11 protein-coding genes are annotated in these 14246 nt (G+C 63.5%); 4 read left to right on the top strand and 7 right to left on the bottom strand.

Going from position 1 to position 14246, the window contains the following annotated elements; all coding sequences use genetic code 11:
- Positions 1–33 precede the first annotated feature (33 nt).
- On the top strand, positions 34–2436 hold the full coding sequence (locus R2676_RS16915; RefSeq protein ID WP_012435722.1) for a heavy metal translocating P-type ATPase: 2403 nt from the start codon (positions 34–36) through the stop codon (positions 2434–2436).
- A complete protein-coding gene (locus R2676_RS16910) occupies positions 2433–3038 on the top strand; it encodes a phosphatase PAP2 family protein (RefSeq protein WP_009241695.1) in 606 nt (201 codons plus the stop codon). The genes R2676_RS16915 and R2676_RS16910 overlap by 4 nt, the downstream gene beginning before the upstream one ends.
- Before the next feature lie 51 nt (positions 3039–3089).
- Here the strand turns inward: R2676_RS16910 and R2676_RS16905 are convergent, their stop codons facing one another.
- The 7 genes from R2676_RS16905 to R2676_RS16875 all read right to left on the bottom strand — a co-directional run bounded on the left by R2676_RS16905 (position 3090) and on the right by R2676_RS16875 (position 11389).
- Positions 3090–3428, bottom strand: coding sequence for a copper-binding protein (locus tag R2676_RS16905; protein ID WP_004635229.1), 339 nt, complete (start codon positions 3426–3428; stop codon positions 3090–3092).
- Positions 3425–6592, bottom strand: a complete 3168-nt coding sequence (locus tag R2676_RS16900) for an efflux RND transporter permease subunit (protein WP_004635226.1) — start codon at positions 6590–6592, stop codon at positions 3425–3427. The genes R2676_RS16905 and R2676_RS16900 overlap by 4 nt, the downstream gene beginning before the upstream one ends.
- Complete coding sequence (locus R2676_RS16895; protein WP_004635224.1) at positions 6589–8139, bottom strand: efflux RND transporter periplasmic adaptor subunit; 1551 nt, start codon at positions 8137–8139, stop codon at positions 6589–6591. Before R2676_RS16895 ends, R2676_RS16900 begins: the two co-directional genes overlap by 4 nt.
- Positions 8136–9440 carry a TolC family protein gene (locus R2676_RS16890; protein ID WP_004635223.1) on the bottom strand — a complete coding sequence of 435 codons (1305 nt, stop codon included), beginning with the start codon at positions 9438–9440 and terminating at the stop codon, positions 8136–8138. The genes R2676_RS16895 and R2676_RS16890 overlap by 4 nt, the downstream gene beginning before the upstream one ends.
- A gap of 71 nt (positions 9441–9511) precedes the next feature.
- On the bottom strand, positions 9512–9931 hold the full coding sequence (locus R2676_RS16885) for a hypothetical protein (protein ID WP_009277756.1): 420 nt from the start codon (positions 9929–9931) through the stop codon (positions 9512–9514).
- A gap of 150 nt (positions 9932–10081) precedes the next feature.
- Positions 10082–10282 (bottom strand): hypothetical protein, encoded by a 201-nt coding sequence (locus tag R2676_RS16880; protein ID WP_004635218.1) that lies wholly within the window; start codon positions 10280–10282, stop codon positions 10082–10084.
- Between the two features lie 606 nt (positions 10283–10888).
- Positions 10889–11389 (bottom strand): hypothetical protein, encoded by a 501-nt coding sequence (locus tag R2676_RS16875; RefSeq protein WP_004635214.1) that lies wholly within the window; start codon positions 11387–11389, stop codon positions 10889–10891.
- A gap of 185 nt (positions 11390–11574) precedes the next feature.
- Between R2676_RS16875 and R2676_RS16870 the strand changes: the two genes are divergently transcribed.
- A complete protein-coding gene (locus tag R2676_RS16870) occupies positions 11575–14028 on the top strand; it encodes a heavy metal translocating P-type ATPase (RefSeq protein WP_004635213.1) in 2454 nt (817 codons plus the stop codon).
- Entirely contained in the window at positions 14025–14243 is a 219-nt protein-coding gene (locus R2676_RS16865; RefSeq protein WP_004635211.1) for a hypothetical protein, read from the top strand. The genes R2676_RS16870 and R2676_RS16865 overlap by 4 nt, the downstream gene beginning before the upstream one ends.
- Positions 14244–14246: the final 3 nt, after the last annotated feature.

The raw sequence follows: 14246 nt of genomic DNA, 5'->3' as shown, positions 1-14246 counted from the left end.
TCCAATCCATTTCAAGCGACAAAGGGAGGTGCTGTGAGTGATTGCGGCTCCAAGGGGTGCGGTTGTGCTGCCACCAACGTGGTGACGCCGGCGGACGGCGATGCGGCGGCTGTTGACCTGAAACGATCCCGCTACCGGATCGACAACATGGACTGCCCGACGGAAGAAACGCTCATTCGCAATAAGCTGGCGGCGCTGCCCGGCGTGGTCAACCTTGAGTTCAACCTGATGCAGCGTTCGCTGGCCGTCCAGCACCGGCTGCCATCCCCGGCGCCGATCGAGCAAGCCTTGGCAGCCGTTGGCATGCGAGCGGTTCGCGCCGATGAAAGCCCCGCCGGGCAGAGCACAGTCCTGACCATTCGTCAGATGGACTGCCCGACCGAAGAAACGCTGATTCGCGGCAAGCTGGCGGGCATGGCGGGCGTGTCAGACATGCAGTTCAATCTCGTCCAACGCACACTCGCCGTTCAACACGCTGCCGATGCGCTACCGCAAGTGCTGGCTGCCATTCAGTCGCTTGGCTTCGATGCCGAGGTGCGCGACCGCTCTGCCGCAGCACCGCTTCCCGAACAAGATGCCGCGCCCACCAAATGGTGGCCGCTTGCCATTGCCGGCGCGAACGCCGTCTTGGCGGAAGTGGTGTATTGGCTCAACGGTGGCAACCATTGGGTGGTGGTGATCCTGGCGCTGGCCGCGATCCTGACCGGCGGGCTGTCCACCTACAAGAAAGGCTGGATCGCGCTCAAGAACCGCAACCTGAACATGAACGCCCTCATGTCGATCGCAGTCACTGGGGCGATGGTGATCGGCCATTGGCCGGAAGCGGCGATGGTGATGGTCCTCTTCGCCTTGGCGGAGGTCATCGAAGCCCGTTCGCTGGACCGCGCCCGAGATGCGATCCGGGGGCTGATGGATCTCGCCCCGGAGACAGCCACGGTACAGCGCAGCGACGGCAGTTGGTCCGACGTCGATGCCAAGACCGTGGCCGTTGGCAGCCGTGTGCGGGTCAAGCCGGGCGAGCGCATCGCGCTCGATGGCACGATTCTGCAGGGGCGGTCATCCGTCAATCAGGCGCCGATCACGGGCGAGAGCCTGCCGGTCGAGAAGGCAGCGGGCGACTCCGTGTTCGCCGGCACCATCAACGAATCCGGGTCGTTCGAATATCGCGTCACCGCAGCGGCAAGCGACTCCACACTGGCACGGATCATTCACGCCGTCGAGGCCGCGCAAGGCAGTCGAGCGCCCACGCAGCGCTTCGTTGACCAGTTCGCCCGGCTGTACACGCCCATTGTGTTCGCGGTTGCGCTTGCGGTGGCCATCGTCCCTCCGCTGGTCTTCGGTGCGACTTGGCTGGACTGGATCTACAAGGCCCTAGTTCTTCTCGTGATTGCTTGCCCCTGCGCGCTCGTGATCTCGACGCCGGTGAGCATTGTGAGCGGCCTGGCGGCCGCCGCGAAGCGCGGCATCCTCATCAAGGGCGGCGTCTATCTGGAAGAGGGACGCAAGCTGAAATGGTTGGCGCTCGACAAGACCGGCACGATCACGCACGGCAAGCCAGCGCAGACGGACGTCGTGGCCTGGAACGGTGCGGACGCGTCCGCCGCCCAGATCCTGGCAGCTAGCCTGGCTGCCCGCTCCGACCATCCCGTCTCCCTGGCCGTGGCCCGCGCGGCGCAGGACCAAGGCCTAGCCCTGCGCGACGTCACCGATTTTGCGGCCTTGCCCGGACGCGGCGTCCGGGGCCATGTCAACGGTGCGCTCTATCACCTGGGCAATCATCGTCTGGTCGAGGAACTGGGCGTGTGTTCGCCGGCATTGGAAGCACAGCTTGCCGTGCTGGAAACCCAGGGCAAAACGGTCGTGATGCTGATCGGCCAGGACGGCGTACGCGCGTTGTTCGGTGTGGCGGACACCATCAAGGACAGCAGTCGCCAAGCGATCAAGGAATTGCACGCACTGGGCATCAAGACTTTGATGCTGAGCGGCGACAATCCGCACACCGCAGAGGCGATTGCGCAGCAGGTCGGTATCGACGAGGCTCGCGGTAATCTGCTGCCGGAAGACAAGCAGCGCGAAATCGAGCGCCGATCCGCACAAGGAACCATCGGCATGGTCGGCGATGGCATCAACGATGCGCCGGCGCTGGCACGGGCCGATATTGGATTCGCAATGGGCGCGGCCGGGACGGACACGGCGATCGAAACGGCCGACGTTGCGCTGATGGACGACGATCTGCGCAAGCTCCCGGCGTTTGTACGACTATCCCGGTCCACGGCCGGGGTGCTGAAGCAGAACATTGCGCTGGCGCTCGGCATCAAGGTCGTGTTCCTGGCACTGACCTTTACAGGCCAGGCCACCATGTGGATGGCGGTGTTTGCCGACATGGGCGCCAGCCTGCTGGTGGTCGGCAACGGGCTGAGGTTGCTGCGCAAATGAATTGGAAGTTCCTCGTGTACGACTGGGGCGGCTGGAACGTCGCGCTATTCCACGCCATCAACTCGGGGATGCCAAGCGCCCTGGACCCGGTGGCGTGGTGCTTTAGCCTGATTGGCAACTACTGGACTGCGCCGCTCTTGCTGCTGGGGCTCTGGCGGTGGTCGATATCAGCGTCGAATCCAGCGCGCGCGTGCGCTGTCAGGCAACGCCTCGTCACGTTTGGGTTGGCCTTCGCGCTTGCCCTGCTGGCCGCTTCCGCCTTGAAGTGGTGGCTGGATTTCCCACGGCCACCGGCGGTACTCGGCCACCTCGTGCACGTCATTGGTGAGCCGGAACTGCACTACAGCCTGCCGAGCGGGCACTCGACGTTCGCAGCGCTTGTGGTCGGGGCACTCTGGCCCTTGGTGGGTTTTCGGGGGCGTCTCGCGTTGGTGTTCTACGCCGCGTTGGTCGGGTGGTCGCGTGTTGCCGCCGGGATGCATTTCCCGGCGGATGTGGTCGCCGGCTGGATGCTCGGGGCTAGCAGCGTCGCTATAGCAGGGTTGTTGCGCTCAGCATTGATGTCACGACAAGGCGCCCTCGTGAAGGGACTTTCTGGCTGATTCCGCAGCATGCAGCGGCGCACGACCGATGGGCCGTGCGCCGCCGAGGGTTTACTTGCTCCGCAAATCGACGACGGTCGGCTGACCGTCGACCATATCAAAGACGGCCCACACCGCTTGGCCCTCCTTGAAGTGCTGCAGTGATGCCTTGTCCTTGACGGCAAACGTCATCGTCATGGCGCCCATGCCGAGATTGTCGATGGCGCCGTGCTTAAGCGTGACCTTGCCGGTGTCGAGGTAGATCTTGCGGACCTCTGCTGCCACGGGCTTGGGCGCCTGCTTGGTTTGACCAGCAGGCTTCATGTCCATACCTTCCATCGGCGTGGCCGCAAAGGCGGCTGGAGTCGACGCCAGCGTCAGGGCGAATACAACAGCGGAAACGTAGTTCATCGTGAGACCTTGTCATGAGAGGGTGGTTGGGGAATGGATTGCCCGCTGCCACGCCTGCGCAGCAGCAGGTAGACAGCAGGAACGACAAACAGGGACAGCAACGGCGCGGTGATCATGCCGCCGACCATCGGCGCGGCAATGCGCTGCATGACTTCGGAGCCTGTGCCGTCCGACCACATGATCGGGAGCAGGCCAGCCAGGATGACGGCCACCGTCATGGCCTTGGGGCGTACACGCAGCACGGCGCCTTCCTGAATCGCTTCCAGTAGCGCTTGGGTAGAAGTTTGACCGTTTTCCTGCCGCTCGGTCCAAGCGTGTTTGAGATAGAGCAGCATGATCACGCCGAATTCGGCCGCCACCCCGGCGAGCGCAATGAAGCCGACGACTCCGGCCACCGACAGGTTATAGCCGAGCAGATACAGCAGCCAGAACCCGCCGATCAGTGCGAGCGGCAGCGTGCCCATGATGAGCAGCGCCTCGTCGATACGGCCGAACACGAGGTACAGCAGCACGAAGATGATCAGCAAGGTGAATGGTACGACCACCTGCAGCTTGGCACTCGCACGCTCCAGGTACTCGAACTGCCCTGACCAGCTCAGCGCGTAGCCCGCCGGCATCGGCACCGCCTTGGTCACTGCTGCCTGCATGTCCTTCACCGCCGAGCGCAGGTCGCGCCCCCGGATATCGACATAGATCCAACCCGAGAGCCGGGCATTCTCGCTGCGCAGCATCGGCGGGCCCTGCACGACGCGGATGTCCGCGACGTCGGACAACACAATCTGCTGGCCCCGGTCAGTGACAATCGGCAAACGCCGCAACTGCTCCACGGAATCCCGATAATCGCGCGGATAGCGGAGGTTGATCGGGAAGCGGGCCAGGCCGTCAACCACCTCACCGACATTATCGCCACCGATGGCGGATGACACGATGCTTTGCACGTCGTCGATGTTCAGGCCGTATCGGCCGGCGGCCTGTCGGTTGATGTCCACGTCGATGTATCGTCCGCCGGACAACCGCTCCGCTAGCGCAGAGGTGACACCCGGCACGGTTTTGACGGTCTCCTCGATCCGAGTGGTCAGTCGATCGATCTCCTTCAAGTCCGTGCCCGCCACCTTGATGCCGACCGGGCTCTTGATGCCGGTGGCGAGCATGTCGATGCGGTTGCGGATCGGTGGCACCCAGATGTTGGACAGCCCCGGCACCTTGACCACGCGGTCGAGTTCTTCCACCAGTTTGTCGGTCGTCATACCGGGGCGCCACTGGTCGTGCGGCTTGAACTGGATGGTGGTCTCGAACATCTCGATCGGCGCCGGGTCCGTTGCGCTGTCCGCGCGCCCAGCCTTGCCGTACACGCTGGCCACTTCGGGAACCGTCTTGATGAGGCGGTCGGTCTGCTGCAGGAGCTGAGCCGCCTTGCCGGCCGACAACCCAGGCAATGCTGACGGCATATACAGCAGATCGCCCTCATCCAGCGGCGGCATGAATTCGCCGCCTGTGCGCAGGATCGGCCAGGCCGTTGCCCCCAGCAGCACAATGGCGATAGCGACCGTCGCCTTGGGATACGCCAGCACCTTGGACAGCATTGGCTGGTAGAGGCGGATCAGCCAGCGGCTGAGCGGGTTCGATTGCTCGCTCGGGATACGCCCGCGGATCAGGTAGCCCATCAGCACAGGCACCAGCGTGACCGACAACCCAGCCGCTGCCGCCATCGAATACGTCTTGGTGAACGCCAGCGGCGAGAACAGGCGGCCCTCCTGCGCCTCCAGCGTGAACACGGGGATGAACGACAGCGTGATGATCAGCAGCGAGAAGAACAGCGCCGGCCCCACTTCTGCCGCCGATTCCCCGATCACGTTCCAGCGCTCGTGGCCTGTGAGTTCGCGGCCGGGGTTGTCCTCGAGCCAATGCTCCAGATGTTTGTGCGCGTTCTCGATCATCACCACGGCCGCGTCGACCATGGCGCCGACGGCGATGGCGATGCCACCCAGCGACATGATGTTGGCGTTGACGCCCTGGTATCGCATCACCAGGAAGGCCGCCAGGACGCCCAGCGGCAGCGAGACGATTGCCACCAGTGCCGAGCGCAGATGGAACAGGAACACCAGGCACACGACAGCGACGACGATGAATTCCTCGATCAGCTTGTGCGTCAGGTTGTCCACCGCGCGCTTGATCAAACCGGACCGGTCGTAGACAGGAACGATCTCCACGCCTTCGGGCAGACTGGTGCGCAGCGTGGCGAGCTTGGCCTTGACGGCTTCGATCGTCTCCAGGGCATTCTTGCCTGAACGCAGGATGACGACGCCACCTGCCACCTCGCCCTGACCGTTCAGTTCCGCGATGCCACGGCGCATCTCGGGCCCGAGTTGGACGGTGGCGACATCGCCCAAATGCACGGCGATGCCCGCATCGTTCGTCATCAGGGGAATCTGCCGGAAGTCGTCGAGCGTCTTCAGGTAGCCGCTGGCGCGGACCATGTACTCGGCTTCGCCCAGTTCCAGCACGGAGCCACCGGTCTCCTGGTTGGCACCCTTGAGCGCTGCCAGCACCTTGGCCTGTGTCAGGTTGAACGCACGCAGCCGGTCCGGCTGCAACACCACCTGGAACTGCTTGACCATGCCGCCGACGGAAGCGACCTCCGCGACGTTCGGCAGGGCCTTCAACTCGAAGCGCAGGAACCAGTCCTGCAACGCCCGCAGTTGGGCCAAGTCGTGCCGGCCGGTCTTATCGACCAGCGCGTATTCGTAGATCCAGCCCACGCCGGTGGCATCCGGGCCCAGCGCCGGTTTGGCCGCCGCAGGCAGGCGGGACTGCACCTGGTTCAAGTACTCCAGCACGCGCGAGCGTGCCCAATACAGGTCAGTCCCGTCCTCGAACAGCACATAGACGAACGAATCGCCGAAGAACGAGTAGCCGCGCACCGTCTTGGCGCCCGGCACCGACAGCATGGTGGTGGTCAGCGGATACGTGACCTGGTTTTCCACGATCTGCGGCGCTTGGCCAGGGAACGGCGTGCGGATGATGACCTGTACGTCCGACAGGTCGGGCAGCGCATCGAGCGGCGTGCTGCGCGCGGCCCACAGACCCCAGGCCGTCAGCATGACGGTCGCTAGCAGCACCAGGAAGCGGTTGCGGATGGACGCGAGAATCAGCCGTGCGATCATGGCTTGCCCCCCTGATCCGCGCCGGCCGGCTCGACCGAGGACAGGACTGCCATGCCATCGTCATGCAGTTGGAACCGGAAGCGCACACGGTCCCCAGGCTTGAAGCGCTTTGGCAGGCCGGAGGGCGGTGCGGCAAAATCCATTGTCATCGCGCTCCAGTGCGCGGACGGAATCGCGCCATGTGAGATCGTCAGGCCTTCGCTGGTGACAGCCTCAATGCGGCCGACGCCTTCATGCTCGATGGCGGCCGCTGCGGGCGCGGAGGCCGCAGGTGGCGATGCCATGCGTTGGGCGGTGCCGCGCAGGCTAGCTTCCGAATCAATCAGGAACTGCCCGGAAACCACCACCTTCTGTCCCGCGCTCAAACCGTCGGTCACTTCGGTCTGCCCATTGGCTTCGGCTCCGGTCTTGACTTCGATGGGGTTGAAGCCGCCATTGCCGGCGTCCACCATGACGATCGTGCGCGTACCGGTGCGAATCAACGCCTCCGTGGGGACCAGCAGCTTGTCCGGGCCGGCTTGCGCGCCAAACCGCACGTTGGCGAACATGCCGGGCAAGAGGCGGCGGTCCCGGTTCTGGAGTTCGACGCGCACCTTGACGGTTCGCGTATTGGCATTGACGTCGGGCAGGATGGCATCCACCTTGCCGGTCAGCGCGTGTCCAGCGATTGCCGTCGCCGTGGCCGTCACCGCCTGGCCCGGGCGGATGGCCGATGCTTGGCTCTCGGGAATCTCCGCCAAGACCCACACGGTGGACAAGTCGGCAATCTTGAAGAGCGTCATGCCGGGTGCGACAGCCATGCCGTCCCGGACCCCGACCTCGGTGATGACGCCATCGATGTCGCTGGAAATCGCCAGCCGTGGCTGTGGCTTGCCGGTGGATTCGACCAGCCGGATCTGCGCCTCCGTCATGCCGGCCTGGCGCATGCGCAGCAACGCTGCGCTGCGCAGGTCCCCCTGCAGGGCGTTGGCCGTACGCGAAACGGCCAGGTACTCCTCTTGTGCGGCGACCCATTCCGGCGCGTAGACGACGATCAGCGGTTGCCCGCGCTTGACCGGGTCTAACGTGGTTTTCGCGTACGCCCGTTCGACAAAGCCGGCGGCGCGCGCTTGAATGATCTCGATGCCGCGCTCGTTGATGGCGATATTGCCGGGCACTTCCAGCATGGCGTCCAGCCGGCCGGTCTTGACCTCAGCCGTGCGCACAGCAAGATTCTGTGCCACACGGCCATCAACCGTGACGGCGGCGCTCCCGCCGGCGCCATTCTCGTAGACGGGGGCAAGCGGCATGTCCATGAAAGGTGATTTGCCTGGTTTGTCGAAACGCTGGCCAGGTGCCATGGGGTCTTGCCAATAGAGAATCCGCTTGCCCGTCTTGGGATCGATGTCGCCCGCTTTGAGCGGGGCATCGGCGGCTTGGGCAGATGCTGCCGCCTGCGTGGGCGCGCTCCGCTGTCCCTGCCTCACGCCAAGGTAGTAGGTGGCGCCCATGCCAAGGCTCGCCAACACCAGACTGGCTGCAATGCGCGCAAAGATGGTTCGGTTCATGGTTGAACTCCAACGTTGGAGGTCGGCTGGTTTGCCGTGGGGAGCGGTTTGAGGAAGGCGAGCTCGGCCCAGAGTTGGGCCGTCGACGCTTCGAGCTTGAGACGTTCCAGCGCAAGGTCGAGTGCCTTGCGGCTTGCCTCGGCGACCGCGGCGAGCGAACCGCTTCCAGTCCGGTAGGACGTTAGCGCTGCCTCGGTTTGCGCGCGCGCTAGCGGGACGGTCGTGGTTTGATAGCGATCCAGGCGGCGTTGGTTCAGTCGCAACGTCTCGCGCTTGCCCAGAATCTGGCCCACCATGTTGCGCCGCAAGACTTCTGCTTGAGCGCGCGCGGCATTGGCTTGCGCCAGCTTGGCCGAGACCTCGCGGTCCTGGCGGTTCTTCTGATCCCAGGGAATCGGCAGGGAGACGTTCAACGACACCATGTTGGCGTAAGCCGGTCCGCGCTGGCTATACATCAGCTCCACCGTCACGTCGGGTGTCTTGGCCGCACGAGAGACACGTCCTTCAGCGTCCGCCATGGCGGCTTGCGCGCTGGCAGCGGCCACATCGGGCAGGGTATCGATGGCCGCGTCGTCCAGCGCGTCGAGCCACTGCGGGACGTCGAACCTGGGGGGCGCGGCGGGCGGGCGGCTGGATGCGTCGCCTACCCAGCGCCGCAGCATGGCCTTGGCAGACGCTTCCGTCGCCCGGGCCTCGTCGGTCCGGTCTTGCAACTGCTGCCGTTCAAGGCGTGCAGCTACGATGTCGGCGCGTGAGCCGCGATTGCCGCGATAGGCCGCCTCGGCTGCCTCGACCTGCAAGGCGACAGAGGCTGTTTGTTCCGCCAGCAGTTGAACGGTACGTGCGGCATACCAGCGGTCAAGCCAGGCTTGCGCTGTGCTGCGCTGGACGGCTGCCAGCGCGGCGACACGCTGTGTTTCGGCCGCGGAGGCCTCGGCGTTGAAACGTTCCGCACGGGCACGGCGCTTCTCGGTCCGCGTGAGCTCTTGCATCACGCTGACCGAGCGCATGGTCATGAAATCGGTGCCGATGGAGAACCGGTCGCTGCCATCGGCGGGAACATTGTTCACGCCGAATTTGAGGACAGGGTCGGGCAGTTGGGCTGCCGCCACGGCCATGTCGAGCGCCGACTGTACACCGGCGCGGGAGGTTTCCGCGTCGGCGGAGCGGGACGATGCCAAGCCGATCGCTTCCTGCAAGGAGAGCGCATCGGTCTGGCTATACGCCAGATGACTGCTTAAAAGCAGCAGGACGGCGAGCGCGAGCAAGCGCCCACCGCGTGGGGGAAAACGCAAAAGCATAAAGCCTCCGGAAAGCAACGACCACCTTGCCGGTTAGGCGGCAAGGCGTGAGAGATACGTCGCTTCGGAGGCTACGTGCGGAAACAGCAGTTCAGGATGGGAATCGGGGGTGGTGGTGCACGGGGCGCCACATCGGCGAGCAAGACCGATTGGCCGTCCGCCATGATGACTGGCTCGGCCGTGATCATCCGGATCAGGACGGGCAGGAAGATGGGAATCTGCGGCGATACGTGATTGGCCGACTTGGTGCCGCTCTGGCAGTGCTCAAGACAGAGGCCGTCATGCTGGTGCACATCCTGCTGCGCCTGCATGGCCATCTCGGGGCACGACTGCACCATGGCACCGGCGTCGGTCGCATCGGCCATGGTGGGCATGACCTCCGCTGAGCCGCGGCTTGCCGCACAGGCGTATGCTGCCGCTGCCAGTTGAACTGTCAGGAAAGCGATGACTAGGAATCCGGCGAACCACGGCCGGCGAAGCGATGCGCGCACGTTCTGCAGATGATGTGATTGGATCGAATGGTAACAGCGGCTACGCGCGATGTGCACGCGGACGCGGCTTATGATCGAACGGGTTGATCTGCCGCAAACGTGCCATCGCGCGATGGGCGTCCTGCCGATAATGCAGAACGCCCCACCGTGTTATTTCGGCGCTTGAATCATGTCTTGGCAGGGCTGCGGCATCGCAGGCATGCCAGCGCTTTTCTGCGCTTGCGCTGCGCGGATCTGCGCAAGTTTCGCGTTGCGAGCTTTCTCGATGACCTGCCAGTCTGGCCCGGCAATGGCCGTCAACGATGTCAAAACAGCCGCCAAGCCGACAGCGGAAAGAATGACCTTCTTCATGGTGATGCTCCAGTGATTTCACGCGGGGCCGGCATGAATGCCGGCTTAGCAATTTGCGTGGCGTATTCGCTTACGCCGCTATACGGATGCCGCACTGCAAAAAGGCGCGATCCGTAAAGCTAAATGGAGCGGGCTCGGGGTGGCCGTTCGAGCGGCACAGGAACTGCGGAAATATAGACAGGCTCCTGGGCGGGAACCAGGATGTGCATCCCCTTGGCGCCGAGCGGCATCGCTGGGCTGGAAAGCGCCCCGATCACAGCGCAGAAAGACACGCAAGGAGCGGTGTCCGTGCAGTCGGAACCACTCTGGGCATGGCCGTCACCGGTGATATGGCAGGGGTGTCCTTTCTCGGCTTGTACGACATCATGCGCTGTCGACAGCCCTGGCAGACCCACAGCGCCGTGCATCTGCATTGATGCCATGGGGAGCCCGCGCGCAGGCAACGCCACGGCAAGCAGCACGATCATCAGCATGCGCCAAAGGGGATTCATCGCGCGCGGATTTTTGTCAGATGTTGCGTAGGTTCAAGCTAACGGTCAGCAGGTATGCGTCACGCACGCCTGTTGACCAATTCTGGGCAGTATTCACCTTCCCACAATGGCAACGTCAAGGTTTCTTTGATGGTTCCTGCTGTTTGAGCATCTGGTCCATCATCATCTGCATCATGTCCATGCGGTTTTCCATCATGTTCATGCGCTGCTCCATGGGCATGCCCGAGCCGCCCATCATCGGCGCCGCACCGCCGGCCCCCATCCCTTGACCGCCCATCATGTCCATCATCATCGGGCCGCCCATACCGTGCATTGTCTGCATCGTGTCCTGCATGGCCTGCATGTGCTCGGCCATCAGACGTTGCCGTTCCTTCGGGTCCTTGGTCTGATGGATCTTGTCCATCTGGGCCTGCATCTTCTTCATCTGCTGACGGGCTTGCTCGAAGCGCTTTTCCGTATCCGCAGAGTTTGCCGTGGCAGGGGCAGTCTTCGCTGGGGTTGCCGCACTAGGCTGGCTCGCTGCGGCGGGGTGGTGCTCGTCAACGGCCCAGACCGATGCACTGGCGATCAGCAGCGCGCCTGCTACAAGAAAGCCAACATGCTTGTTGTTCGTCATGGTGCTGCCTCCTGAAATGATGGGATTTCATTTTGATATGCGATCGGTGGTCGCCAGTTGACGTATCACAACGAATTGCTCTCGCTTGACCCGTATCAACCTCCCGTTCCGGGCGTGGAACACACTGCAATCGTAGTTGTGCCCAGACCTAATCAAGTTAAACAATCAGCACATCCGAGGTTGGCATGCCAAGCGATTCCATCGGACACCATCGTGGCGATCAAGTGGTCGGTCGGCAGAGCGCGCTGCGCATCGCTCAACCGGTCGTCGATGCCGGTCGCGTGCGCGATCCGGTTTGCGGTATGGAGATTTCCCCTGCGCAGGCAGCAGCCAGCACGGAAGTCGGGCATCAGCGCTATTGGTTCTGTTCTCGGCACTGTGAGAAGACTTTTCTCGCTGATCCGGCGCGATATCTCTCGCATGACGCGCATGACGCGCATGACCACGACGGCGCGGCCCATGATCACGCGCCAACCGGAGTTGCTGCGGTGTCCGCAAGCACGAAGCAACTGGCCAAGGACCCCATCTGCGGAATGATGGTTGACAAGGCCACTGCCTTGTCCGCAGAGCGAGGAGGGCGAAAGTACTACTTCTGCAGCGAGAGCTGTCTGCACACGTTTGAGTCGCCGGAGTCCGAACTGAAGGCGATGAAGACGCGCGTCACCATTGCCTTGACCGGTGTGCTGGCGTTGGCGGTGTTACGCGCCGGGGCGTTTCTGGCCTTGGCTGCAGGTGCGACCCTGCTGACTTGGGCGCCCATTCCGGCGCTGCCTTGGTTCACATGGGGAATATGGCTGTTCCTGCTGGTGACCCCCGTACAGTTCATTGGAGGTTGGAGCTTCTACAAAGGCGCGTGGAACGCGGTCCGCACGCGCAACATCAACATGGATTTCCTGATCGCGCTGGGTACGTCGGTAGCGTACTTCTACAGCGTGGTCGTGTTGTTCTTCCCATCCTGGTTGCCGGTGAAGGTGGCCGAACGCGATGTCTACTTCGAGGTGTCCGCGGTCATCATCGCTTTTGTGCTGCTGGGCAAGTACATGGAGGAGATCATCAAAAAGAAGTCCTCCGCCGCAGTCCGTCGCCTGCTTGACCTCAAGCCCGCTGTGGCGCACGTGATTCGCGATGGCAAGGAAGTCGAGATTCCCGCCGAAAGCATCATGGTCTCGGAGCTGGTAGTGGTCCGCCCCGGCGAGAAGATTCCAACCGATGGCAAGGTGACGGACGGGCAAACCAGCGTGGACGAATCGATGCTGACCGGGGAGTCGATGCCAGTTGACAAGAAGCCTGGGGCAACGGTGATCGGCGGTACGCTGAACCGGTCAGGCGCCTTTACGTTCCAGGCGACCCGCATCGGTGCGGATACGGCGCTGGCGCAGATCATCAAGATGGTAGAAGACGCGCAGGCAAGCTCGGCACAGATTCAGCGGCTGGCCGACCAGGTGACCGGCTATTTTGTGCCGGCGGTCGTGGGCGTTGCACTGCTGGCTGTCATCGGATGGACGCTCGCGGGGCATTTCCCGCAGGGGCTGCTCGCCTTTATTGCCGTGCTTATCATCTCCTGCCCGTGCGCTCTGGGTGTAGCGACGCCTGCCGCCTTGATGGTCGGCGTGGGAAAAGGCGCGGACGCCGGCATCCTGATCCGCGGCGGCGAAGTGCTCGAACGCGCTGAGAAATTGACCACCGTTGTCTTTGACAAGACGGGCACGATTACGCGCGGCGAACCGACCGTGACCGATATCCTGCCGCTTGGGACACACCAGGAAGCCGAGCTGCTCAGTATTGCTGCAGCGGTCGAGTCCGGCTCGGAGCATCCGCTGGGCGAAGCGATCGTCCGTGCCGCACAGCATCGTGAGCTGGCGACGCGTAAGGCGAACAACATCCAGGCGCTGTCGGGGATGGGTATTCAGGGGGCCATCGACGGCCAGCAGGCCTGGCTAGGAAACCGGCGCATGCTCGCGCAGCAGGCCATCTCAGTCGATACGATTGAAGCGACGCTGGCCGGGCTGGAGGCTGATGGCAAGACAGCGATGCTGGCGGGGATCGGGCATGAACTGCTTGGCATCATCGCCGTGGCCGATACGGTCAAGCCAGAGGCGTCAGAGGCCATTGCCATGCTCAAGTCGCGCGGCATCAAGGTGGTTCTGCTCAGTGGGGATAACCAGCGCACCGCGCAAGCTATCGGGCGGCAGGTCGGCATCGAGCGCGTAATCGCAGAGGTCATGCCGGAAGACAAGGTCAAGACCATCCAGGGCTTGCAGAAGGACGGCGAGGTGGTTGCCATGGTCGGCGATGGGGTCAACGACGCGCCCGCGCTCGCTGCGGCGGATATCGGCGTCGCTATCGGCTCGGGCTCGGATGTGGCCAAGGAGACCGGCAGCATCATCCTGATCCGCAATGACGTACGCGACGTGGCGGCTTCCATCGAGTTGTCCCGCGCCACGATGCGCAAGATCAAGCAGAACCTGTTTTGGGCCTTCTTCTACAACACCATCGGCATTCCGGTGGCGGCTTTCGGCCTGCTCAATCCCATCCTGGCGGCGGCGGCGATGTCGCTGTCCTCGCTTAGCGTGGTGGCGAATTCGGCCATGCTCAAGCGCGTGCGGCTGACAAGTAAGGCGCAGGAGGTGCCGGCATGAAACCCGCTGTCTGGTTCTGTGCCGCCGTGGCGACGGCGCTGGCCGCCGCCATCCTCTATTGGTACGGAATCTCACTGTTCTCGGTGCTGGTTGCGCTGATTCTCCTGGCCTGTCCGGTCTGGGTGATCTGGATGAGTTTGCGTCTTTCACGGCAAACCAGACGAGAGGTTGAGGCGGCAGTGGAGCGGGAACTGAAATCGCGTAGGAAGTCGTAAGAC

This window comes from Ralstonia flatus, assembly GCF_958439105.1.
Lineage (GTDB): Bacteria > Pseudomonadota > Gammaproteobacteria > Burkholderiales > Burkholderiaceae > Ralstonia > Ralstonia flatus.
This window is presented reverse-complemented; position numbering and strand designations above follow the sequence as displayed.

Excerpts from the sequence above, each read along its gene's own strand:
- R2676_RS16895 (WP_004635224.1), bottom strand. The coding sequence starts at position 8,139 with ATGAACCGAACCATCTTTGCGCGCATTGCAGCCAGTCTGGTGTTGGCG.
- R2676_RS16875 (WP_004635214.1), bottom strand. The coding sequence starts at position 11,389 with ATGACGAACAACAAGCATGTTGGCTTTCTTGTAGCAGGCGCGCTGCTG.
- R2676_RS16910 (WP_009241695.1), top strand. The coding sequence starts at position 2,433 with ATGAATTGGAAGTTCCTCGTGTACGACTGGGGCGGCTGGAACGTCGCG.
- R2676_RS16870 (WP_004635213.1), top strand. The coding sequence starts at position 11,575 with ATGCCAAGCGATTCCATCGGACACCATCGTGGCGATCAAGTGGTCGGT.
- R2676_RS16865 (WP_004635211.1), top strand. The coding sequence starts at position 14,025 with ATGAAACCCGCTGTCTGGTTCTGTGCCGCCGTGGCGACGGCGCTGGCC.
- R2676_RS16890 (WP_004635223.1), bottom strand. The coding sequence starts at position 9,440 with ATGCTTTTGCGTTTTCCCCCACGCGGTGGGCGCTTGCTCGCGCTCGCC.
- R2676_RS16905 (WP_004635229.1), bottom strand. The coding sequence starts at position 3,428 with ATGAACTACGTTTCCGCTGTTGTATTCGCCCTGACGCTGGCGTCGACT.
- R2676_RS16900 (WP_004635226.1), bottom strand. The coding sequence starts at position 6,592 with ATGATCGCACGGCTGATTCTCGCGTCCATCCGCAACCGCTTCCTGGTG.
- R2676_RS16880 (WP_004635218.1), bottom strand. The coding sequence starts at position 10,282 with ATGAAGAAGGTCATTCTTTCCGCTGTCGGCTTGGCGGCTGTTTTGACA.